We start from the raw sequence: 22,588 nt of genomic DNA, 5'->3' as shown, positions 1-22,588 counted from the left end.
CGCTCCTTGTCAGTAGGCTCCGCGACCGGTCAGCAGTGCCGGTATCGTCTGGAAGAGTATTTGCAGGTCCAGCCAGATGGTGTGGTTACGGATGTAGTGCATATCGAGGCGCACCCGATCTTCGTAGGAGAGATCACTGCGACCGCTTACCTGCCACAGACCGGTCAATCCCGGCTTTACGGTCGAGAGGTTGTGTTGCCATTTACCGAACTTCTCCAGTTCCTGGCGTGTAATCATGCGCGGACCGATCAGGCTCATCTCGCCGCGGAGTACGTTGACCAGTTGCGGCAGTTCATCGAGGCTGTACTTGCGCAGGAATGCGCCGACCCTGGTAATGCGCGGGTCGTCTTTCAACTTGCCATGTTCTTCGAGTTCGCGTTTCTGCTCCGGAGTGAGCAACCGGTCGCCATCGACGTGCATGGTGCGCAGTTTGAAGGCATCGAATTCACGCCGCCCCTGACCCACGACCCGTCGCCGGTAGATGATCGGCCCGGGAGAGTCACGCTTGATCAGGTACGCGACAATAATGAAGAAGGGAAGCAGGACGATCAACGCAGTTGCTGCGATGGTGTAATCCAGGATGGTCTTCGCAATCAAGTGTACGCCGGTGATGCGGGTTTTGTTGAGCACCAGCAGCGGCACGAACCCCTCTTCGCGCACCCGCACGCCGGTTGTCAGCAACTCGAACAAGCCCGACGCCAGGCGTACCTCGACATCCTGAAAGGTGTCGAGCGTGCTGTAAAGTGAGAGCAACTGCTCGCGCATCATAGCGGTATTGGCGACGATGACCGTATCGATGTCGTGGAGGCGGATCTGCAGTGCAAACGATGCTGATGTGCTCAACACCGGCACACCGGGGATTGGCTCGCTTCCCACAGGAAGGTAGTCATCGATGAACCCGATGATATGCATGCCATTGACTTTTGCTGAGCGCAATTGCTCGGCAATCGCGATCCCTTCCGGGTTTGCGCCGATGATCAGAGCGCGATCCACAAATCGCCCGGCCCGACGCTGCGCATAGACAAAACGACGTGCCACGAATCGCCCGCTAATACCGCAGACGACCAGCAATCCCCATGACAGGAGCAGAAAGCCACGTGCAACGACAAACTCTGGGAACAGGAAACTGACGATGATGACCAGCAACATTCCTGTTGTGACGGCGTTGAACATGCGGGCGTACTCGGTTGCGCCGCCGAGCAGGTTGACCGGGTTGTACAGCCCGTAGATGTGGAAAAGGGTGAGATACACCGGCGTCATTGCCAGCACAACGGCGGCGTAGAACTGCGGATTGACCCATCCCTCATTGAAGAAAGGCAGTCCGCTCCAGAAACGCACTGCATACGCCACTGCGAAACTGGTCAGTACGATTAGAATGTCATTGAGGACCAGCATGCCGAGTAGAAGCCGCCGATCAACGCGACGGGCGCTGCTCCGTGGCTGTGTGGCGGTTGCAATCCCTTCATAGATAGCCATCCGTGATTCTCCCTGTGTACACTTCAGGTTGTGATTGCCTGCTGCAATTCCTCATTCACAGGTATCGTCTGTTCGATGACCCTCGCCGCCTGTGCTGCGTGAGCAACTGCGGCCTCACCATTCGTCAGTTGCGGGTAGATCTGGCTGCTGTTCACCAGGTATAGCCCGGCAATATCAGTCGTGAAGGGAGGAATATCGTCCGTGCGACCGATCGGATGGAGCGGTTCGACATACCGTTCGCGTCCGATCCGTAGCGCTGCAATATCCTCCGTCTGAAGATCGGGGAACATCTGGCGGAGATAGACCAGGAACGAGCGTTGCAACGCTTCATCGTTCATCTGAGCGAAGAGATTGTCGGGTGCGACATACTTCGGCAGATAGACCAGGTGATACCCGTTGGTGAATTGCCGGTCGATCAGATTGGTAGTTTCGATGACGCCGGTGAACGGAATGCGCTCATCGGTGATGTTGAGTGTGTAGTAGGGCGAGAGAGACCGGCGTAGCACCAGGAGCATGCAGACGATGCCAAGATAGTCTTCCAGCGCGCTCCAGCGTGCGTTGACATCCGCTGCTTCCGGGGGAAGCAGCCGCCGTGCGATTGGTGTTTGCAACGTCAGAACTGCACCATCGCTGGCGATCTCGCCATCGCTCAACCGCAACCCGCACACCTGTCCGTTGTTTATGCGCACCTGCTGGACTGCCACGCTAGTGGTAATCCGCCCTCCCCGTGCGATGATCGCTTTCGCCAGCGCATCGATGAGCATGGCGTAACCACCTGGAAGGAAGCACATCTTCTCGACTGCGCCACCCTTCTCGCGGGTATCGGTCGTGCGCACCAGCCGCGACCAGATGTAGGTCGCCGGTACGTTGTCGAAGCCGCCATCGAATTTGGCGCGCAGCAACGGCTTCCAGATATGCTCCACTGTTCGCCGTCCGCTCAGGTTTGTGAGCCATTCGACCACCGGAATCTGCTCCAGGGCGCGCCAGTCCTTCACCTGGCGTGCGCGCAGAATGGCAAGCCCCAGGCGGAAACGATCAATTGGCGAGAGCGGCGGGAAGCGCAGGAAATCGAGCGGAGTTGACATCGAGTAGAGTTTACCGTTGTGGTAGAACCCCATTGACGTCGCGGTCATCCGCAGTTCGCTGCGCAGCCCCAACTCCTCGAACAGGCGCATCAGCGTGCGGTCGCTGCTCAGAATAGCGTGGTAGTAGCGGTCTACTTCCAGACCATCGAGTTCATCGAAACGGGTGCGCCCCATGAGACCGCCCAGTTCGTGGCTCCGCTCCCAGATTCGCACGCCAATACCGCGTTTGATCAGGTCGTAGCCGAGTGCAAGCCCGAGGATGCCGCCGCCAACGATATCGATTGTGGGCATGGTCGAGAACTCCTGTAACTGGAGGCTACCACTATTACAGCCGTACTGTACCAGCCAGCTTTGAAATCAGAGTGAACGCAGGAACACTGTGCATAAACTCTTTGTCAGCAGCCTGCCGGTGCAAACAAGAACTGGAGAGCGATATGCTCTCCAGTCGGGTGTATCTGCCAGGCAAGGACGAAGCGCATATGAGATGATGGCTCTGGATGCCTGCATGTCGCTTCAACTCCGCGCAACCAGCATAACGCCGATACAAATGACCACCAACCCGATCCAGCGCAGTGGTGGAACTGCTTCGTGGAGCAGCAGCCATGATGCCAGCGTGATCAAGACGTAACTGAGACTGGCGAAAGGATAAACGTAACTCAGATCGGCGCGGTTGAGCGCCAGCAGCCAGAAGAACACGCCGCCAAAGTAGATCGCCAGACCGACGATAATGTAGGGCGAAAGGATGATCCGCATGATCAGCGATGGGATCGCGGCGACGCTGATCTCCAGCGCTCCCAGTTGGGACATGCCGACCTTCAGCAGCAGTTGACCGGCGACGCCAGTGACGGTCGGGATGAGAATCAGTATCAGGGTCAGCATCATGGGGGTCATCGATGATCCTTTCGAGGCGCTCTGTTCACGCCGATGAGCCTGTACCTTTGTTGCTTGCATAGTGCTTTCTTTCCTGGGCAATTCAGGCGATGCTTTCTAAAACGTCGATCATCGCCGCCACTGCGCGTTCGCTGGCGCCGCTGCGGATCGGCGCTGGCGCTGCACGCAGTCGGGCAAGCGCCTCTGGTTGCAACCACCGGCGCGCCCCGGCAAGGATTGACTCATGGGTGTTACCGATCAACACATGCCTGCCGGCATCGACCAGATAGCGCCACTCAGTCTCATTCCGAAGGATGAGCGCCGGCGTTCCCAGTGCGCCGGCTTCCTCCTGCAATCCGCCAGAGTCGGTCAACAGCGCACGCGCCTGTTCGACCAGCCTGAGGGTGTCGAGGTACCCCAGCGGCTCGCTCACACGAATACTGCGCGGCATCTCGATGCCACAGGTTCGCATCGCAGCGGCAGTGCGCGGATGCAGCAGGAAGATGATAGTGTGCTCTTCCGCCAGTTCTCCGAGCGCGCGGATCATGCCCGGCAATACGTCGGGGGTAGTATTCTCGCTGCGGTGTAGCGTCAGCACCAGGTAGTCGCCGGGGGTCACCTCCAGACGTTGCAGGATGGTTGAGCGTAGGGCGTGCTGCCGGTTGCGTTCGACCGCATCGATAACGCTCGAACCAACCATCCGGATCCGCTCCGGCGGCAACCCTTCCGCCAGCAGGTTGCGTTCAGCCGTTTCATCGGCAGCCAGCAACAATGTCGAGATGTGATCGAGAATGATGCGGTTGAGTTCTTCGGGCATCTGACGGTTGAAGGATCGCCCGCCCGACTCCAGGTGCGTGACCGGAATGTTGAGTTTGGCGGCGCAGAGCCCGCCAGCCATTGCAGTGTTGGTGTCGCCCTGCACCAGCACCATATCGGGTCGGGTTGCAAGCAGGATCGGCTCCAGCCGCGAGAGCATGCGCGCGGTTTGTTCACCGTGCGATGCCGAACCGACCGCCAGGGTGTAATCGGGCGCTGGCAGACCCAACTCCTCGAAAAATACTGCGTCCATCTCGAAGGAATAGTGCTGCCCGGAGTGCACCAGGATGTGGCGAAATCGCTCGCGCAGCAGCGGGATGAGCGGTGAGAGTTTGATGATCTCCGGGCGCGTTCCCAGCACGGTCACCACAGTTTTCATTGTCACTTCACCCTGCCGGTTGTGACCGGCGCAGCACGGAGCAACCCTGCCAGCCGTCGCCGCAGGATGTGCGCCTGAAAACGCAGATGCGATTTTGTAATGCGCCAGATTTTCGCTTTCGACTGACCGAATTTGCGCACATGCAACACCGCCGGGTATTCGACGACGTGGTACCCCGCCAGCAGTGCATTCACCAGAATTTCCGCCATAACGACATACCCTTCGAGGGTCGGCGGAACCTGCTCGATGACGCGGCGACGGTAGGCGCGGTACATTGCGGTGTACGTATGAATGTGGCGGTTCACCAGCAACCGGTAGATCAGCGATGCGCCCTGGCTGAACAACAGACGGTAGGCGGGTACGCCTTCCACGCCGCCCTGTGGGTGATACGCCGATGATGTGACAATATCGACGTCGGGCGTCATCATGTCGAGCATGGCGGGAATGGTGGTGAAAGGATATGTGCCGTCACTGTCGGTCACTACAATGACCTCGCCGCGCGCGTGGGCAAAACCGGTGCGCAACGCAGCGCCAAGCCCGCGATTGCGCTCGTGTCGTGCAATCTGCACGTGCTCCCAATCGGCGAAGGCTGCCTTCAGTCGCTCATAGGTGTCATCGGTGCTGCCATCATCGACCAGCACTAACTCGAACGAGCCGCGCCGCGCCAGTTCCGGGCGTATGGCGTTCAGTTGCGCACGCATCTGATCGATGCTGTCCGACTCGTTGAAGCATGGAATGACCAGCGAAAGATCCATTCCGGCGCCTTTCTTTATGACCTGCCAGAGGGAAACGGTGAGCGCCATCTTTTCTGGCGCTCATGGGATGTGTTGACAGATGCATCATGAACGGCGCTGATGACGAGTTGATGAACGGAATGTCTGGCGTGCCGTGACAATTCCGTTACGTCGCGGGGTCGAGATATTCGATCTGAATCCCGTAGTAGCGCATCAGAAAGGTGCGCAGCGCTTGATGGATCGGGTCGCGGCTGCGCGGGGTGCGGCAGGTGATCAGATCGAGCGGGTAGATCGCTGTTCCGGCAGGCGGCGTCCACTCCGGGCGTGTCACCAGGGCGACAACCCGATCTGCACGCCGATCGGCGAGGGAAGGCGGGTCGGCGGCGGATGGGATGCAGGCGATCAGATATGGCGTGCCACGATAGCGAAACAGCACCTGTCCATCGCGCTGCTCGACATGATGGAGGCGCAGTTCGCGGCGCAGCCCAAGTTCAACGAAGTGGTCGAGGATCTGGCGCGCGGCAGCATCGCGGCGCAGCGGCGACATGGTGCGTTTCAGGCGGTCAATCGTTGTGAGGGTGCGCGCCGGAAACCCTTCCAGCACGTCGCCGGATGCAACATCCTGCGTGATCACCGATCGCGAATTGACAAAAACGTGATCGCCGATGGTTACGCCGGGATGGATAAACACACCGGCTGCGCACCACACATAGTTGCCGATCGTCACCGGACCGAACCGGACCCAGTACCCTTCGGTGTAGGGAAAGAAGGAACCGTGGGTGTAGACCATACAGCGCGCGCCGAGTGCGGAGTAGTCGCCGATCCGGACACGCTCATCACAGTTGATAAGGGTTTGCGGTCCGATATACGCATGATCGCCGATGATCAGGTCTGCCGCACCATACGCCAGGACGAAACTGCTCACAATCGAGTAGCGCCCGATGATGACGTCACCGTGGCAACTGATGAATGTCAGCGCACGGATTTCGCTTTCGTCGCCGATAGCGATGTGATGCGCGGCGATTCCGGCAAACCAGCCGATACGCACATTTCGACCAATGCGCGCACCGAGCAGGATGCGCATCAACCAGGGCTTGAGCGGCGGCGGCGCGAGCAGGATCAGCGCAACGAACAGCACGGACATAGGCAAACCCGGACAATCAGACGAAGGCGCCGGTTCGTGCGATTACGAACCGATACCGAAGGCAGCCCCACAGATGTTGGCGAAATCGACGCTCGCTGCAAGCAGGCGCTGATACCGATGCCGCCAGTGAGCGGCAATCGCAGCTGGCGTCGCCATCCAGAAATCTCCACGTGCGACCAGGTATTCCCACAAATGCCGGACAGTCGCCGACCATCCCGGAAAGAGGGCTTCATCAAACACATAGTCATGGACGTTAACCAGCAGCAACCCGCCCTGCGCAGCGGTCTGATCAGCGAGAGCGCGCAACACTTCATTGGGTGAACCTGGATTTGCCGCGCGCTGCAGAAAGAGTTGACTGTCCATCCAGCCTGTCGGCAATTGCAGCGTGCGCAGTTCGCGCCGTTCGGCTTGCAGCAGCGGGAAGTAGGGCCAGCACGATCCGCGCCGCCAGCCGATATACCGGTCGTGGGTCAGCGATGCGTCATATGCGAACCCGAGTTGCTCGTGGATCGCCAGGGTCGCTTCAGGATTGGCGGGATCCAGATGCCAGTAATGATGTCGGTTGCCCACGACCGGTACGCTGGCGACTTCTTCCAGCAGGCGTTTTTCGTGCGCAAACTGTTCAATGCTGGCGTATGCATGGTAACTGCTGTGCAACCCGATTTCGCAGCCGGCATCGATCAGGGTGCGAAACAGGCGGCGGAAGTGTGGCGCACGGATGTCATAGAACGAATCAGGGGTTCCCAGTGCATATTCGCGCAATGATCCCTGACGAGCCACAAAGTAGAATACCGATGGTGTGTCGAAGGCGCGTTCCAGCGCCAGCCATGAGTCGAACTGCCAGTGGTGGCGTTTGCCGGTCAGCACATCGAGCGCTGCTGGCAGACCGCGCACTCCCTGACGCATCACCACCCGCAGCGGCTCCAGCCAGCGCACAACTTCCGGGTAGTCCACATCGTGGCTCAGGGCGGCTGCGGCGCGCTTTCCGTGGGGCCAGCGCGGTTCGCCGGGAGGGATGCCGGTTTCACCGATCAGGCGCTCAAAACGGGCGCCGATCCCCGATGCCAGACCTTTCCGTAGTGTCTGATCTTCCAGATATGGCGTTCCGGTCAGATCGACGTGTCCGTGGCGATTCTTCGGGAAATGCGTCTCTTCCTGACCGGTGAGCAACCAGAAGACATCGAACACAATATCACGGTGGATGATCAGACGTCCCGATTCATTCGTGATCAATCGATCATTCCCGTGTTCACCGGCGTATACCGGGTGAACGAACCCATCCGCCGACCCGGCGCCGGCGAGGCGCAGGAAGGTCCGGCGTTTCCAGTAGTGTGGCATTGCCCGAATGACGATTCGCGCATGCCGTGCGCGCTGTGGATCGGGAGTATAAGCAATGTCGCATGGCTCATGGCAAAAGCCTATACGCCACGGATACCCCGCGCCGGTCAACAGATAGCGCCATGTCCACGCGATCTCCGGAGCGAAGGGATTGCCGAGAGACGGATCGATGGCAATGGTGAGTGGTCGCACGTGGTTCTCCGAAGTCAAGGTGCCATAATTAGATCAGGCGCGGCGCATCTTCTTGAAGCGTGCGCTGAACTGATCCCCCCCGGCAATGGTGATCTTGACCGGCACTTTGAACGGTTCCAGGCGCTCGCGGCACCAGGAACGCACCCGTTTCTTGAGCGAATCGAGGTCTTCGGGTTCGATGAGGTTCACCCGTGCGGCAACCATCTGCCCTGTGATCGGATTCTTCTCGCCGTACACTGTGGCGTCCCGTACATTCGGCATCTGCATGATCACGCTTTCGACCTCTGCCGGATAGACCTTTTGCCCGCCGACATTGATGATCTCGGTGCGACGCCCCAGGATGCGGATGTACTCGCCATCGACTTCGACCATGTCCTGGGTGTTCATCCAACCCTCTTCATCGAAAGGGCTGGGCGCATTCAAGTATCCAAGCATCGCCGATTTCGCGCGCACAAAGAGGATACCATCCACCACCTTCGTCTCGAACCCTTCACCGCCGACCTTGACCCACAGTGAGCCGTCGTCGCGCGACTTCGAGCGGAGAATGCCGAGTTCGGAGAGTCCATAGGTCTGCTGGAGACGCACGCCGGGGAACGCTTCGCGCACGCGCAGGAGCGTCGTTTCGGGCATCACTTCGGTGCCGTAGGTGATCAACTTCAGCGATGAGAGATCGTAGCGTCGATACGCCTCTGACATCAGGATCAGGTTGAGAAATGTCGGCGAGGTCGGCAGCAGTTCCACACGATACCGCTCGATGGCAGCGCAGACCTCATCCGGGTCGCGGCTGCGCACCGACACTGCGGTTCCGCCGTTCGACAGGGTGTAAAAGAGGGTATTGATACCGCCGATGTGGTCGAGCAGCAGGAAGGTCAGCGTCACCTGACGATGGCGCGGGGTTTGGAACTTCTCCAGCAGCGGCGTGAAATCGTGCAATGCCGCTTTGCTCTTGCCGGTCGAACCGGATGAGAAGAGGACAAGACCGGGATGCCCGCGTGCGATGAGGGTGCGGGTCAGTTCATGGGTGACCGGAATGCGGCGATGCTCGATCTGCCAGCCATCGCCAGCATCGAAACTGATGACCGCCTGCACTTCGGCGATCGACAGAAACTCTTCATGGTGCACGGCAACCGACGCTGTCAGGGGAACGACAATGGCGTTACGCATAATCAGCGCCAGCAGAAGCGAAATCGCGCCGGGTGAATAATCGCCTTCGATGCTCACGACCTGCCCTTCGGCGATGCCCGCGTCATCGAGCGCTTCGCGCCAGCGCGCGATCCGGTCGATCAACTCGCCATAGGAAACCGATGTTCCCTGCCAGACGACTGCGGTGGTATCACGCGCCTGCGCCATCCGTTCTATCAGCCATTCGATAGCCATGTTCGCCTCCTTGAAAGAAATGCTGCGGTTCAGGACACGCCGCCGAGATAGATCACCTGACCCGTGACATAGTCACTTTCGGGGCGCACAAAGAAGTCGATGACATTCGCCACATCTTCAAAGCGACCTAACCGTCGGATCGCCAGGCTATCGATAATCTTCTGAATCTTCTCCGCCGGCACGCCACGGATGAGGTCGGTCTCGATTGGCGTTGGACCGACGGCGTTGACGGTAATGCCAAGGGGTCCGAATTCGCGCGCCAGGATGCGGGTCAACATTTCGACGGCGCTTTTGGAAGCGGCGTACAGCGCCTCTCCCTCCAGACGCAGGGGAACGGCGACGGTGCTCAGGTTGACGATCCGACCGAAGCGCCGCCGTTGCATTAATCGCGCTGCTTCACGACACACGAGGAAGACGCCACGCACATTCGTGTTGAAGATTCGATCCACCGAGGCGAGCGGCGTGAGGAGCGAATGGTTCATCGCCGCGACGCCAGCATTGTTGATCACAATATCGAGCCGTCCATGACGCCGCCCGATAGCGGTTATCATCGCTTTAACCTGCGCCTCGTCGGTAACATCCGCCAGATGGTGGGTGTACCCTTCCAGCGACCAATCGGGCGGTTCTCGACTGCATCCTTCGACCAGCGCGCCGTTGCGAACGAATCGTTCCGCCAGAAAGCGCCCGATGCCCTTCCGCGCGCCGGTAATCAGCACCACCTGTTGTTCGGTTGTCATCGCTCTCTTTCTCAGGCATTGCGCTGTTCATCGAGCAGCGTGCAGATATAGGTCGCCAGCGAACCAACGGTGAGGAAAGGGCTATGCTTCTGCGACATTGCACGTTCGTTCGCCAGGGTCAGCGCACTGTCGAACGTTTCTTCGATCTTCTGCTCCAGATCGACGATGAGCGTCACCAGACCAAGGGAGTCCAGCGCGGCGCGACGCCCGATAAGGCAGGTGTCTTCACTCAGGTCGCCATCGGCATCGATGCCGTTCTGCTCGTACAGGTCGCGCAAACTCGAGATGATCAACGCAACGATGGTATCGCGGTTTGCAGCGGATAGGGTTGTCATCGGCATTCCTCCTGCCTCGATCTGCAAGGTGTGCGCCTGAGCGTCCGGGCAAAGCGCGAGTCGATTCGGTTCGTTGCGCAGGCGCCTCGCTAATGGATCTGCTCAGATGCTCACGCATATGGTAGCAGAACATCGTGACACGCGCGTAAACTGCTCAGGGCAAGAGGTGACATTTTTGCAAGTTTCCGTGTGTGTTGCGAATGACGTTGATCCTCACGGTCTGGTGATGAGCGGCAGGAAGAGACGCACTGGCGTGAGCGTCGATCCGCTGCCGGTCGTGGCGGTTGGTGAAGCAGTGCCTGTTGGGGTGGATGGTGGTGGAGATGGAAGAGGATTGCTGCCGGGTGAGGAAGTGGCGGTCGCTGATGCAGGAGGCGATGTCGCAGTCGCAGAAGGGGCGCTGGCGCTCGATGTAGGAGTGAATGTGCGCGTTGGCGTTGGCGACGGAAGCGTGCCGCCAAACGGCGTGTCGGTCACATACACCGGACCGGCAGGCGAGCCGCCGAAGCGAAGCACGCCAGGACTGCCGCCACCTGCCGCGTCGTTGATGGTCGTGCCGCTCCCTTCATCGAACCGATACAGCGCCACGGTCGAACCATCCACCGCGTGCGGCGCCGCGGGGCGGGTGAAGGCGCCGGTGTAGCGCACCACATTTGAGATGCGAATGTCGTCGAGCAGACCGATGTATGCAGGGAACGCCGCACCTGCATCATGCTTCTCCGCGCCGAAGACCAGAAAGGGGTCGCTGTTCGGGTAGGCGGTGCTGCGCCCGTTGCGATAACTGATGTCGCCGGTCGGGCCGGTTCCGCTGGCGTCGGGTTGTCCATCGACGAAGATCTGCATCTGCCCGCTGCTGGCGTTGCGCGTGACGGCGATATGCCGCCACTGTCCGTTCGCCACAGTCGTGCTGCCGTAGATCGTGCGCCCGGACGCCCCCTGCGCCACGCCGAAGCAGATGCGCCCGGACGCCAGCGCAATGCCGTAATCGCCGTGGTCGCCGCCGCCATACACATCACGGTCGATGATCGTGCGCCCGGTGATCCAGCCGTCGCCGGAGGCGCCCGGCGTACAGGTTCCGCCGCTTGCGGTCGTTTTCAGCCAGAACTCGATGGTGAAATCGCCGCCGACATCGGCAGGGGTGTGCGGGTCGATCCGCACCTTGACCCGGTCAATATCGCCTGTGCCGTTGCCATAGAACTGGAGCGCATAGCCGCCCGACGGCTGCGCCTGCGCCTGGCGCAGCCAGGAGTCGGCGAGCAGCGCCAGAAGCCAGCCAGACGCAACGAAAAGGACAAGCGCAATTGAGCGCATTTGATGCACCATCAGCGCACCACCAGCGGCAAATAGGCGCGTGGCTCAAGGTTCGGCGGCGGAGGTGGAGGTGTGCTGCCAAATGGCGTATCGGTCACATACACCGGACCGGCAGGCGAGCCGCCGAAGCGAAGCACGCCAGGGCTGCCGCCACCTGCCGCGTCGCTGATGGTCGTGCCGCTCCCTTCATCGAAGCGGTACAGCGCCACGGTCGAACCATCCACCGCGTGCGGCGCCGCGGGGCGGGTGAAGGCGCCGGTGTAGCGCACCACATTCGAGACGCGAATATCGTCGAGCAGACCGATGTACGATGGGTATGCCGGTCCGGCGTCATGCTTCTCCGCGCCGAAGACCAGAAAGGGGTCGCTGTTCGGGTAGGCGGTGCTGCGCCCGTTGCGATAACTGATGTCGCCGGTCGGGCCGGTTCCGCTGGCGTCGGGTTGTCCATCGACGAAGATCTGCATCTGCCCGCTGCTGGCGTTGCGCGTGACGGCGATATGCCGCCACTGTCCGTTCGCCACAGTCGTGCTGCCGTAGATCGTGCGCCCGGACGTTCCCCGCGCGACGCCGAAGCAGATGCGCCCGGACGCCAGCGCAATGCCGTAATCGCCGTGGTCGCCGCCGCCATACACATCACGGTCGATGATCGTGCGCCCGGTGATCCAGCCGTCGCCGGAGGCGCCCGGCGTACAGGTTCCGCCGCTTGCGGTCGTTTTCAGCCAGAACTCGATGGTGAAATCGCCGCCGACATCGGCGGGGGTGGGAGGGTCGATCCGCACCTTGACCCGGTCGATATCGCTTACGCCGTTACCGTAGAATTGCAGCGCGTAGCCTGCGCTTGCCGGTTCTGCGCCGGGATGCGCTGATTGAACCGGCGGCGCTGCGGGTGCAACAGGGGTCAGGACGAGAAACGCGACTCCTGAGAGCGCTGCCAGGATGCGGACGAACCAGAGACGATAGTTGCGCATCTCAACACCTTGCGTTTCAATGATGACTTCACTGCAAAAATGCACCGCTGAGACGCCGAGAGCGCGGAGAATCCTGAAAACAGACCGTGATGAATACACGGCAAAGCATGCGTTTGAGGACGCGATAGCGCCTCTGCCACTGCGGTGACATACCCTTTTTGCGGTGGACTCAATGATACGATATATACAATAATCCCAATGATCAGCATAGCGTGACTATCTTACCATCCGATAACATCTCCGGCGCTCTGGATGAACATTTGGATCAGAGCCGTTTTACCTCCGGCGCATGAGCGCCACCCCGACGCCAGCCAGCGCCAGTCCGGCGACCGCAATGATGAGCAGCCAGTACGGTGGATTGGGAGGCGCGGGCGCAGCGCCAGGCGTTGGCGAGGGTGCAACGATTCCGGCGGTCGGTAGTGTTGGAGAGGGAAGGGATGTGGACGTCGGGGGAGACGCTGCACTCGCTGGTTGTGTTGGTGGAACGGGTGTGTCTGTCGGCAGCGGGACGTTCGTGACGACAGCAATGATTGTGGTGGGCGATGGTTGCGGTGACAGCGCTGGCGCACCCTGTGATGGCGGAGATGTCGGTGAGGGCGGTGATGCGCTCGAACTGATCCAGGGGGTATCTTCGGACCAGGCAGGACCGGCGGGTGATCCGCCGACGCGCAGAGCGCCATCACTGGGACCACCCGATGCGCCCGATGAGTCGCGGACTGTGGCGCCAGCGCCTTCGTTGAAGTGATAGAGCGCAACTGTGTCGGCATCGGGCGTGAAGGGAGCGGTTGGCGGGGTGAACGCGCCACGGTAGCGGATGATGCGCGAAATGCGAACGTCATCGAGCCATCCGCGAAACGACGGATATTCGGGACCGGCATCGTGTTTTTCAGCGCCGATCACGAGGAAGGGATCGGCGGGGTACTGGGTTGCACGCCCGTCGCGGTAACTGACGTCGCCGGTCGGTCCTTCCCCACGGGCGTCGAGGCGTCCATCGATGAAGATTGCCAGGCTGCCATTGGAGGCGGAACGTGTCAGCGCAATATGATGCCAGCGACCGTCGGTTACGTTCGTTTGGCCACAGAGGGTTGTTCCTTCTGATCCGTTATTGACGCCAAACACAATGCGCCCGTCTGCGAGCGAGATGCCGTAGTCGCCGTAGTCGCCGGCAAAGTAGACATCGCGGTCGATGACGACATTGCCGTAGATCCAGTTGTCCTCGCCGGGAGAGCAGGCTGACGCCGCATTATCGCCGGGAAGCGCCTTGAGCCAGAATTCGATGGTGAAATCGCCGCCAACGTCGACCGGACGCGGCGGCGCATCGAGCGGGATCATCACGCGGTCAACGCCATCGCGTCCTGTGCCATAGAAGCGGAGCGAGAAGTCGCCCTGCGCCCGGATGGATTCTGGCAGAACGGTCAGCAGCAGCGCCAGCGCCACGAGCGCACGTCCTGCGCGCTGGAAGCGTTCGTTGAACGGGAATGTGGGAAAGCGACCCATCCCTGCTATGCGCCGCTCACATCGTGCACTGCCTGTCGCCAGACATCATCGAGCGGACCGGGGGTATACGGCAGATAACTGCCCACCCGATCGAGCACGCCCGCATAACGTTCGCGCAACGCCTTACCGATCCGGTCGAGCGGCGCGGTTACCGCGAACACGTCCAGCATTTCATCGGTGATCAGCGCTCCCATTTCGGACCAGCGTCGCGCAGCCGCGAGCCGTGAAAGATGTTCACCGACATCTTCCCATCCGTGGCATGCCAGGACAATGCGGTAGGTTGGCGTCGAGGCGTAGAAGGCGATCTGCTCACGCACGAACGCACGCGCGCTCTGGATGCCTGCTTCATCGGGACCGGTTATGAGGAACACACTGCTCGTCAGGCTGATCTGCGCCGGATCCCGCCCGGCTTTTGCCGCACCGGCTGCAACCTGGGGGCGCACAATATCGTTGATATATTTCACGCTATGAAACGGATGCACGTGGAAGCCGTCGCACAATTCGCCTGCCAGACGCGCCAGTCCTTCGTTGACCCCGGCGATGTAGATCGGAATATGCGGATGGGTGATCGGACCGGGGTTGAAGAACGGCGACATGAGCGTATGGTTGTAGAACTGCCCGCGGTAATCGAGTTTGCCGCCGGTTTGGAACGCCTGCCAGATCGCGCGCAACGCCTGAATATAGTCGCGCAACTTTGGCACGGGCGGATCCCATGGCATCCCAAAGCGCCGCTCAATATGCGCCTTCACCTGCGTCCCCAACCCCAGAATGAAACGACCGCCTGAGAACGCCTGCAGATCCCAGGCGATCTGCGCCGTGACCATCGGACTGCGTGCAAACGCAATCGCCACGGCGGTGCCGAGCTGGATCTCGGCAGTGTGATCGGCTGCCAGCGTCAGCGGGAGGAACGGATTATGCTGCGTCTCCGGCGTCCAGAGACCGGCGAATCCAACCGCTTCGGCAGCGCGCGCAATCCTGCCTGCTTCGTTGAGGCGGCGCGCATCGACAACCAGAGTGGCATCGAGTTTCATAGAACCCCTTTCGTGCTGGGAATGGCGCCGCCCAGACGCTCATCGATGCGCGTTGCCATGTCGAGCGCGCGCCCCAATGCCTTGAACAACGCTTCAACCTTGTGATGATCGTTGCGACCATACAGAACGCGCGCATGCAGGTTCATTCGCCCATGGATTGCAATGCTCTCGAAGAGATGCGCAATCAGATCGGTGCCGAGTTGTCCGACACGCGGCGTCACAAAGTCGGCATCGACCACGCAGTATGGTCGCCCGCTCAGATCGACGGCGACAAACCCCAGCGCTTCGTCCATTGGCACATATGCATGCGCCGTGCGCACAAGACCGCGACGCTCACCAAGCGCCCGGTCGAACGCCTGACCCAGGCAAATGCAGACATCTTCAGCCGTATGATGTTCATCGACGTGCAGATCACCGGAGGCGTGCACCTTCAGATCGAACAGACCGTGGCGCGCAAACAGGTGCAGCATATGGTCGAGAAATCCGATGCCGGTCGCACTATCGACCATCCCCGAACCGTCGATATTCAAGGTCAGTTCGATGCTGGTCTCGCCGGTCCGGCGTTCAATGCTGGCAGTTCGCGTGGATGCAGGCACTACTTTGGTCCTCCGCCGAGCAAACGCAACGCTTCGAGAAGTTGGGGATCATCATCCTCGCTGTAGCGTGTCCAATCGACGTCGAGCAGCACATCGGGAACAACGCCGCGCCCTTCCAGGTTCGACCCGTCGCGCAGGCGAAACCCTTCCTGCGCCAGCCAGAGACGTGAGCCGTCACGCAGCGCGTGGGCGTAAATGGTTTCGGTATTGCCTGCCGAATGCGTACCAACGACAATCGCCTGCGCCTCGGACTGCAACACTGCCGCCATCACTTCGGCGTATGAAGCGGTATCCTCATCGACTAACACCACCAGACCGGCGCTGAGGTTGCGCAGATCCGGTCCGGCAGGCGGGTTGATCACCAGCGGACGCACATAATCGCGCCCGAAGAAGACGCCGACCTGACCACGCACAAAGTGGCTCAGCACTGCCGACAACACATCGCCCCATCCGCCACGGTTCGAGCGCAGGTCGAGGATCAGACCGCGCAGCGGTCCGCCCGCCACCAGATCGGTCAGCGCACCGCTGACCTGTTCGCCCATATCGTGCACCCACAGGGTTGGCACCGACACATAACCAATATCACCGGGGAAACGGCGATAGTAGGGAAGAATGCTGGATCGCACCTCCTGACGGGTCAACAGCACATCGCGCAATTTTGCTCCCGGTCGTGCAATGGTCAGGCGCACCGACGTCCCGACAGCACCCTGGAGATCACCGTCGGACGCTGTGTAGGGTCGTCCATTCACGGCGATGATCCGGTCACGCGGGCGAATGTCGGCGCGCGCTGCGGGGCTTTCCGGGAAGACCTGCTGGACGAAGCCGCCATCCGGCTTGGGCTGGACGATCACGCCGATGCCGACCCGTATCTCGCGCCCGCTGGCGGTGGCATCTTCGGCTTCGACGGCGGCTGGCGGTACGAAGCGCGAGTGATTGTCGTTCAGTTGGGCGACCAGATCGATCATCACCGCGTAGAACTCATCACGCGATTGCGCCTGCATCACACGCGCGCGGTACTCCGGGTACAACCCTTCCCAGTCGACGCCGCCAAAATCGGCATACAGGTACTTTTCGTCCACAATGCGCCAGACCTCATCGAAAATCTGGAGACGCTCGTCGAGGGAGAGAAGATCGGATGTTGGCGTCACGGTTGGCGGCGGCGACGTTGGTGTCGGGACGGGCGATGGGATTGGAATCGTCGTTGCAGGGGGAACGGTTGGAGCGTTCGTCAGCGTGATCTCCGCTTCCCATGAAGGAGTTGCCGGAGATGGAGCGGTTACCGCTGATGCTGGCGCCATGCCGCACCCTGTCAGCGTTGCCACGCTGATAAGCGCGCCTAATCGTATCAGAGTCTTCCCAAGAGCCATTCGCGCAACCGCTGCACAGAACAGGTTGACCGTCAGAGTCGGCGCATGTGCGAAAACAGGGCGCATGCGCTACTGAATCGCCTCGAACGCGGCCCGCAGCACCTGACCTGCCACCTGGGCGCCGAGGCGGGCGCCTTCACCACCATTTTCGATCATAACAGCGACCGCAAAACGCGGTTGTTCGACCGGCGCAATGGCGATGAACCAGGCGTGCGCACACAACTGCTCAGGATTGTCGCGGGTCGGGCACGGATACTCAGCCGTGCCGGATTTGCCGCCCACTTCGACGCCGGGAACCGCGTCGGCTGCCTTTCCGAAGCCGTAAGCGACGCCTGCCCGCATATTCGCGCGCATACGCGCAGCAACATTCACAGGCATGACCCGCCGGATCGGGCGCGGACTGTTGCGCACCACCGTTGTACCGTCAGGGCGCACAATCTCCGCAACCAGAAACGGTCGCATCATCATACCATCATTTGCGATTGTTGCCGCAACCATAGCCATCTGCAACGGCGTGACCTGCAATTCGCCCTGCCCAAAGCCGGTTGCGGCGAGCGCCGCGCGGCTATTGAGAAAGCCGGGGTTTACATAGATCAGACTCGGCAGGGTTGGCAGGTCGGTAAAACCGTCATACGATGCAGGCGCCTCCTGTGGGCGATAGATATCGAAGCGACGCGCCGTTTCGATCAGCAGATCAGGACCGAGCCGCATGGCATATTCAGCGAAAGCGGTATTGCAGGAAAACGCATAGACCCGTTCCAGGTTCGGTTCAGCGGGAAACGGCGTTGAACGAATGATCCCTTCCAGTCCTGTGCGCACAGCATTGACGACCGGCGGTGCGCCGGGTTCGGTTGGGCGCTCATCGGGGCAGTCGATGGCATCGGGACGACCCTGTTCAGGGTGCAGCAATGTTGCGACCGCCGTCACCGTTTTGAATGTCGATCCGGGTGCATAGCGACCCTGGGTTGGGCGGTTGAGCAACGGTTGCCCCGATCCCTCTGCGTTGATCGCGCGCCAGTATTCGTCGATGCGCCGGTTCTCCGCCTGACGATCTGGCGCAGCTGGATTGAACGCCAGCCCGCGTGGATCGAAGCCGGGGCGAGAGACCATTGCCAGCACCGCGCCGGTTCGCACGTCGATCACAACGATTGATCCGCTCCGTTCTCTGAGGGCTGCATGTGCGGCAGCCTGCAAACGCGCATCGATCGTCAGGCGCACTGTATCGCCAATGCGTGGACGATCAAGCAGCGCATCCTGAAGGCGCCGCCACGAGTCGCGATCCCCGGAAAGGTAGTCGTTGCAGGTCGCTTCAATGCCCGATGCACCGAAACGACTGCTGAAGAAGCCAACGATATTGCCGAACACAGTCGGATCGTATGTTTCGGCGAGCGGATAGCGGCGCACGGCATAATCGCCTTCAACCACTTCTGTTGTGACGATTGGTGTTCCATTGCGATCAAGGATTGGACCACGCCTGACTTTCAGCGCCGCAATAACCTTGCGCACATTACTGGTCGGTTGTCCGGTCTGTTGATCGATGAACACTGCACTGGCGATCGCGTCCGCATGGACGAACTGCTGGCGGAGCAACTGGAGCGCCAGACCCGCAAAACCGATGGTTATCGCCAGCGCCAGGTGCTGGATATTCCGCGCAATGCCAGGCGGCATTGGTTGCAACCAGAGGCGTGCTGCGATATACAGCAGCGGCAGCGCGATCCAGAGCGACGCTATCCAGCGACTATCCTGTTCGATCGGTTGCGACAGTCCATAGATCACCAGCGCTGCAGCAGCGCCCAGGCTCACAAAGCGAATGATGGAACGCACGGTCAATCGAGGGGCAACGACGCGCGCACCGTCACGCCGCCGCCATCAAGTTCGAACACATCGAGGCGCCCATCGTGTTCGGCGAGGCGATACTGCATGGTGCGCAGGGTTCGCCAGCCAGGGCGCTCGTATGTTCCATCGAGCAATCCGATCCCATCGTCCTGAATCAACAGGACTACCGACGACGCATCGTACCGGAGCGTCACCGTCACCGACGAGGCGTGCGCATGCTGCTGAACATTGAGCAATGCTTCCTGGGTGAGACGTACCAGCAACTGGCGTTGGGCATAACGCACCTGACGCGCCCGCCCCATTTGCGTCACGCGAACGGAGATGCCGGTATGCTGATTGAAGCGCGATGCCAGGACATCGATTGCCGCGCCCAGTTCGACGTCCGCTGTCGAAAACGGTGCAAACAACAGGCGGCGCAACTCATCGGCGCCATGCTCAGCAGTGCGAATACGAGTCGCCTGGATCACTGGAGACGGCTCGCTGGCATCACGCGACAGCGAGCGACTCCCAACGCTATCACGTGGCAGCAACGGCGTATCAGGCGGCGCAGCACGACGCGGGCGCGTATCCGGTCGTTCCTGTGGACGGCGTGGCGGTGTACGTCGATGTTCGACATAATCGCGTAGCAGTTCAATCAGAGGCGCGACCAACCCGCCGAACAACGGCGGCAGGATCATGATCAGCGCCAGCGTGGCGCCGGAGACTGCGCCGGTCAGGAGTCGATCGGCTGGCGGAGCGCCTGTCGCCCACAGCCCGCTCAGATTGATCGTCACAAAAGTCAGACCGCCCATCACACCGCCGCGCCAACCGTACAGCAGAGCAGGCAGCACCAGAGAGCTGCACGCATAGAGCAGAAAAGGACTATCCCACCCGCCGCTGAGCAGAATCAGGGCGACGCCATAGACGATATCAATTGTCAGGATCGCCGGATTGCGGCGGACGATGCGCACATACGGTTGAGCCAGCGCCACTGCAAGCGCGTTGACCCCCAGTGCTGCAAGCAAGACCCAACTGTACGTTGCATTGAGCGCCCCCTGCACCAATAGCCAGAGCAGCGTCGCTCCCCACAACATCCAGCGGGACGTAAAGAAAATCACGTGGTCTGCCAGCCACGGGTTGGGCGGAAGGCGTGTCCCGCTCACGCTGCACCTCGCGCATAGATGTACGAGCCGGTCAACAGCCGAGCCGCCGGCGGATCTCGACGGAATGAGGACGACATCGTCGGGGCTTGCACGGTAAGTGTAACAGAAAGCGGCGATAGCGGCAAGAGTGAGAACCAAGAACCAGGAACCGAGAACCAGGAACCGAGAACCAGGAACCAGGAACCGAGGGATGGGGAAAGATTCTTTGGGGTGATGGTTGGGAAGTTCCCTTGACGAATCGACGCATGTGCTGCTTCAATAGCAACATTATACGGCAGGGATGTACAGGAAAAGGTAGAGTTATGGATATCGTTACCATCGTGCTCTTTGTTCTTGGGCTGGCGCTTCTGATCGTCGGGGCGGAGGGCCTGGTGCGCGGCGCGTCGCGCATGGCGCTGGGGCTGGGTATTTCGCCGCTGGTTGTAGGGTTGACAGTCGTCGCTTTCGGCACCAGCGCGCCGGAACTGGCAGTCAGCATTCAGTCGGCGTTGTCTGGTCCAAATGGGGCGGATGTGGCATTGGGCAATGTGGTTGGCAGCAATATCGCCAATGTGCTGCTGATCCTGGGGATTTCGGCAGCAATTACGCCGCTTGTCGTTCAGCAGCAACTGATCCGCCTTGACGTGCCGCTGATGATTGGCATATCGGTGGTTGTCTTCGTCATGGCGCTCGATGGGACCATCAGCCGGATCGACGGTCTCATTCTGTTTGCCGGCATCATCGCCTACACCGTTTTCGCCATTCGCCAGAGCCGTCAGGAGAGCGCCGAAGTGCAGGAAGAGTACCATGCAGAGTTCGATGCCAATCGACCGCAATCGATTGGCGACTGGCTCAAAAATGTTGCTTTTCTGATCGGCGGCCTTGCACTGCTGGTCGTCGGATCACGCTGGATGGTCGATGGCGCGGTCAGTTTCGCGCGCGTGTTCGGCGTCAGCGAACTGGTGATTGGATTAACGATTGTGGCAGTCGGAACCTCACTGCCGGAAATCGCAACCTCAATCGTGGCAGCGCTGCGCGGCGAACGTGATATTGCGGTTGGCAATGTCGTGGGGAGTAATATCTTCAATCTGCTCTCGGTACTTGGGCTGTCAAGCGTTGTCGCGCCTGCTGGCATCAGCGTCGCACCCGCAGCGCTCAATTTCGATATGCCGGTGATGCTTGCCGTTGCCGTCGCCTGTTTGCCAATTTTCTTCACCGGCAGGTTGATCGCTCGCTGGGAAGGCTGGCTGTTTTTGGGGTACTATATTGCCTATACGCTCTACCTGATCCTGGCGGCGTCGCAGCACGATATTCTGCCAGCATTCAGCGCAGTGATGGGGCTGTTCGTCCTGCCTTTGACGGCAGTGACCCTCGTGTTTCTGGCATGGCGCGCGCTCCGCGCTGAGCGACGTGTGGCGCTTCCGTGAGTTGTGCGATTGCCAGCGTGGGGTGAGCGGTGGGCGATGGGGTCGTGGATTGAGGTTGAGTGCTGTCCGACGCGCTATGGATCGAGTGACCAGGTATGCGACTGTCGCTGGTGTGGGTATGGATCGTCAGTACGACCCTGATGACCGGGTGCAGCAGGGCGGCTCTCCCGCCGCCGACGCGCCTGGTTCCAACGCGCATGCCAACTCTCGCTCCTTCACCAACGGCAGCAGCGGAACGCTCCGACAGCGGCTGGATCGTCGCTGCCTCCGGCGTCGAAGTACGCACATTCACGACCGGCGAAGACTCATCGGACCCGCCCGTTCCAATCTACGCAGTGCGCCTGGATCCGGCAACGATTCGGCTGCGCATCCGATATGCTCCTGACGCTCCGCAACCGCTGCGCACCTGGTTTGTGGCGCACCGTCCGCTTGTTGCAGTCAATGGAGGGTTCTTTACCGCCGAAAACCGGGCAACGGCGCTCATCGTGAGCGACGGTACAGTCTATGGCACATCGTATGCCGGCTTCGGCGGGATGCTTGCCGCAGCGCCCGACGGACGAGTCTGGATTCAGGCGTTGCGCGATGAGCCGTATGATCCGAATATCCCGCTGGATCAGGCGATACAGTCGTTCCCTATGCTGATCTACCCCGGTGGTGTGGTCGCCAGCATCAACGACAATGGACAGCGCGCCCGACGCACGGTTGTTGCAATTGATCGCGCGGGGCGCGTGTTGCTTATCGTTTGCCCGACCAGCGCATTCTCATTGCAGGAACTGGCGACGTGGCTGGCATCCTCAGATATGGAGATCGACCGGGCGCTCAACCTGGATGGCGGGTCGTCGAGTGGCATCTTCGTGAATGCTGGCGCCGTTCGCTGGCAGATCGACTCATTTGCAGCGCTGCCTTCTGTGATCCTGATCGAATCCCGTCCACCCGGTGGATGATCGTTGC

Annotated in this window: 20 protein-coding genes; 2 read left to right on the top strand and 18 right to left on the bottom strand. The window is 60.6% G+C overall.

Annotation, left to right across the window (positions count from 1 at the left end; genetic code table 11):
• Positions 1 to 9: 9 nt before the first annotated feature.
• The 18 genes from ROSERS_RS05840 to ROSERS_RS05755 all read right to left on the bottom strand — a co-directional run bounded on the left by ROSERS_RS05840 (position 10) and on the right by ROSERS_RS05755 (position 20,231).
• Positions 10 to 1,476 carry a sugar transferase gene (locus tag ROSERS_RS05840; RefSeq protein ID WP_011955894.1) on the bottom strand — a complete coding sequence of 489 codons (1,467 nt, stop codon included), beginning with the start codon at positions 1,474 to 1,476 and terminating at the stop codon, positions 10 to 12.
• Between the two features lie 23 nt (positions 1,477 to 1,499).
• Positions 1,500 to 2,852, bottom strand: a complete 1,353-nt coding sequence (locus ROSERS_RS05835; RefSeq protein WP_011955893.1) for an NAD(P)/FAD-dependent oxidoreductase — start codon at positions 2,850 to 2,852, stop codon at positions 1,500 to 1,502.
• Positions 2,853 to 3,074: 222 nt separating this feature from the next.
• Entirely contained in the window at positions 3,075 to 3,452 is a 378-nt protein-coding gene (locus ROSERS_RS05830) for an EamA family transporter (RefSeq protein WP_041333120.1), read from the bottom strand.
• 82 nt (positions 3,453 to 3,534) lie between these two features.
• Positions 3,535 to 4,626, bottom strand: coding sequence for a non-hydrolyzing UDP-N-acetylglucosamine 2-epimerase (gene wecB / locus ROSERS_RS05825; RefSeq protein WP_011955891.1), 1,092 nt, complete (start codon positions 4,624 to 4,626; stop codon positions 3,535 to 3,537).
• Positions 4,627 to 4,628: 2 nt separating this feature from the next.
• Complete coding sequence (locus ROSERS_RS05820) at positions 4,629 to 5,381, bottom strand: glycosyltransferase family 2 protein (RefSeq protein ID WP_041333116.1); 753 nt, start codon at positions 5,379 to 5,381, stop codon at positions 4,629 to 4,631.
• 145 nt (positions 5,382 to 5,526) lie between these two features.
• On the bottom strand, positions 5,527 to 6,504 hold the full coding sequence (locus ROSERS_RS05815) for an acyltransferase (protein ID WP_011955889.1): 978 nt from the start codon (positions 6,502 to 6,504) through the stop codon (positions 5,527 to 5,529).
• A gap of 42 nt (positions 6,505 to 6,546) precedes the next feature.
• A complete protein-coding gene (locus ROSERS_RS05810) occupies positions 6,547 to 8,034 on the bottom strand; it encodes a polysaccharide deacetylase family protein (protein ID WP_011955888.1) in 1,488 nt (495 codons plus the stop codon).
• 33 nt (positions 8,035 to 8,067) lie between these two features.
• A complete protein-coding gene (locus ROSERS_RS05805) occupies positions 8,068 to 9,411 on the bottom strand; it encodes a long-chain fatty acid--CoA ligase (RefSeq protein ID WP_011955887.1) in 1,344 nt (447 codons plus the stop codon).
• Between the two features lie 29 nt (positions 9,412 to 9,440).
• The gene (locus ROSERS_RS05800) at positions 9,441 to 10,148 is read right to left on the bottom strand and encodes an SDR family NAD(P)-dependent oxidoreductase (protein ID WP_011955886.1); all 708 of its coding nucleotides are present in this window, start codon (positions 10,146 to 10,148) and stop codon (positions 9,441 to 9,443) included.
• Between the two features lie 11 nt (positions 10,149 to 10,159).
• Positions 10,160 to 10,483: a hypothetical protein gene (locus ROSERS_RS05795; protein WP_011955885.1), complete on the bottom strand. Its 324-nt coding sequence runs from the start codon at positions 10,481 to 10,483 to the stop codon at positions 10,160 to 10,162.
• A gap of 213 nt (positions 10,484 to 10,696) precedes the next feature.
• The gene (locus tag ROSERS_RS05790; protein ID WP_011955884.1) at positions 10,697 to 11,806 is read right to left on the bottom strand and encodes a LamG-like jellyroll fold domain-containing protein; all 1,110 of its coding nucleotides are present in this window, start codon (positions 11,804 to 11,806) and stop codon (positions 10,697 to 10,699) included.
• Positions 11,806 to 12,762 carry a LamG domain-containing protein gene (locus ROSERS_RS05785; protein WP_011955883.1) on the bottom strand — a complete coding sequence of 319 codons (957 nt, stop codon included), beginning with the start codon at positions 12,760 to 12,762 and terminating at the stop codon, positions 11,806 to 11,808. Before ROSERS_RS05785 ends, ROSERS_RS05790 begins: the two co-directional genes overlap by 1 nt.
• 276 nt (positions 12,763 to 13,038) lie before the next feature.
• Complete coding sequence (locus ROSERS_RS05780; protein ID WP_011955882.1) at positions 13,039 to 14,259, bottom strand: LamG domain-containing protein; 1,221 nt, start codon at positions 14,257 to 14,259, stop codon at positions 13,039 to 13,041.
• A gap of 5 nt (positions 14,260 to 14,264) precedes the next feature.
• Positions 14,265 to 15,290 (bottom strand): TIGR03617 family F420-dependent LLM class oxidoreductase, encoded by a 1,026-nt coding sequence (locus ROSERS_RS05775; RefSeq protein WP_011955881.1) that lies wholly within the window; start codon positions 15,288 to 15,290, stop codon positions 14,265 to 14,267.
• Positions 15,287 to 15,886, bottom strand: a complete 600-nt coding sequence (hisB, locus tag ROSERS_RS05770) for an imidazoleglycerol-phosphate dehydratase HisB (protein WP_011955880.1) — start codon at positions 15,884 to 15,886, stop codon at positions 15,287 to 15,289. The genes ROSERS_RS05775 and hisB overlap by 4 nt, the downstream gene beginning before the upstream one ends.
• On the bottom strand, positions 15,886 to 17,208 hold the full coding sequence (locus ROSERS_RS05765) for a S41 family peptidase (protein WP_269627564.1): 1,323 nt from the start codon (positions 17,206 to 17,208) through the stop codon (positions 15,886 to 15,888). The genes hisB and ROSERS_RS05765 overlap by 1 nt, the downstream gene beginning before the upstream one ends.
• 114 nt (positions 17,209 to 17,322) lie before the next feature.
• On the bottom strand, positions 17,323 to 19,077 hold the full coding sequence (locus tag ROSERS_RS05760) for a peptidoglycan D,D-transpeptidase FtsI family protein (protein WP_011955878.1): 1,755 nt from the start codon (positions 19,075 to 19,077) through the stop codon (positions 17,323 to 17,325).
• Positions 19,078 to 19,079: 2 nt separating this feature from the next.
• Positions 19,080 to 20,231: a sensor histidine kinase gene (locus ROSERS_RS05755; protein ID WP_011955877.1), complete on the bottom strand. Its 1,152-nt coding sequence runs from the start codon at positions 20,229 to 20,231 to the stop codon at positions 19,080 to 19,082.
• Between the two features lie 302 nt (positions 20,232 to 20,533).
• On the opposite strand from ROSERS_RS05755, the gene ROSERS_RS05745 reads away from it, so the two are divergent.
• Both ROSERS_RS05745 and ROSERS_RS05740 read left to right on the top strand, forming a co-directional pair.
• Positions 20,534 to 21,637: a calcium/sodium antiporter gene (locus ROSERS_RS05745; protein WP_011955876.1), complete on the top strand. Its 1,104-nt coding sequence runs from the start codon at positions 20,534 to 20,536 to the stop codon at positions 21,635 to 21,637.
• A gap of 95 nt (positions 21,638 to 21,732) precedes the next feature.
• The gene (locus ROSERS_RS05740) at positions 21,733 to 22,581 is read left to right on the top strand and encodes a phosphodiester glycosidase family protein (RefSeq protein ID WP_011955875.1); all 849 of its coding nucleotides are present in this window, start codon (positions 21,733 to 21,735) and stop codon (positions 22,579 to 22,581) included.
• Positions 22,582 to 22,588: the final 7 nt, after the last annotated feature.

This window comes from Roseiflexus sp. RS-1, assembly GCF_000016665.1.
GTDB lineage: Bacteria > Chloroflexota > Chloroflexia > Chloroflexales > Roseiflexaceae > Roseiflexus.
Note: the sequence above shows the minus strand (reverse complement) of the source record. Positions and strands in the feature narration are given on the sequence as shown.

Coding starts and splice junctions, on each gene's coding strand:
- ROSERS_RS05840 (WP_011955894.1), bottom strand. CDS start 1,476: ATGGCTATCTATGAAGGGATTGCAACCGCCACACAGCCACGGAGCAGC.
- ROSERS_RS05835 (WP_011955893.1), bottom strand. CDS start 2,852: ATGCCCACAATCGATATCGTTGGCGGCGGCATCCTCGGGCTTGCACTC.
- ROSERS_RS05830 (WP_041333120.1), bottom strand. CDS start 3,452: ATGACCCCCATGATGCTGACCCTGATACTGATTCTCATCCCGACCGTC.
- wecB (WP_011955891.1), bottom strand. CDS start 4,626: ATGAAAACTGTGGTGACCGTGCTGGGAACGCGCCCGGAGATCATCAAA.
- ROSERS_RS05820 (WP_041333116.1), bottom strand. CDS start 5,381: ATGGATCTTTCGCTGGTCATTCCATGCTTCAACGAGTCGGACAGCATC.
- ROSERS_RS05815 (WP_011955889.1), bottom strand. CDS start 6,504: ATGTCCGTGCTGTTCGTTGCGCTGATCCTGCTCGCGCCGCCGCCGCTC.
- ROSERS_RS05805 (WP_011955887.1), bottom strand. CDS start 9,411: ATGGCTATCGAATGGCTGATAGAACGGATGGCGCAGGCGCGTGATACC.
- ROSERS_RS05800 (WP_011955886.1), bottom strand. CDS start 10,148: ATGACAACCGAACAACAGGTGGTGCTGATTACCGGCGCGCGGAAGGGC.
- ROSERS_RS05795 (WP_011955885.1), bottom strand. CDS start 10,483: ATGACAACCCTATCCGCTGCAAACCGCGATACCATCGTTGCGTTGATC.
- ROSERS_RS05790 (WP_011955884.1), bottom strand. CDS start 11,806: ATGGTGCATCAAATGCGCTCAATTGCGCTTGTCCTTTTCGTTGCGTCT.
- ROSERS_RS05785 (WP_011955883.1), bottom strand. CDS start 12,762: ATGCGCAACTATCGTCTCTGGTTCGTCCGCATCCTGGCAGCGCTCTCA.
- ROSERS_RS05780 (WP_011955882.1), bottom strand. CDS start 14,259: ATGGGTCGCTTTCCCACATTCCCGTTCAACGAACGCTTCCAGCGCGCA.
- ROSERS_RS05775 (WP_011955881.1), bottom strand. CDS start 15,290: ATGAAACTCGATGCCACTCTGGTTGTCGATGCGCGCCGCCTCAACGAA.
- ROSERS_RS05745 (WP_011955876.1), top strand. CDS start 20,534: ATGGATATCGTTACCATCGTGCTCTTTGTTCTTGGGCTGGCGCTTCTG.
- ROSERS_RS05740 (WP_011955875.1), top strand. CDS start 21,733: ATGCGACTGTCGCTGGTGTGGGTATGGATCGTCAGTACGACCCTGATG.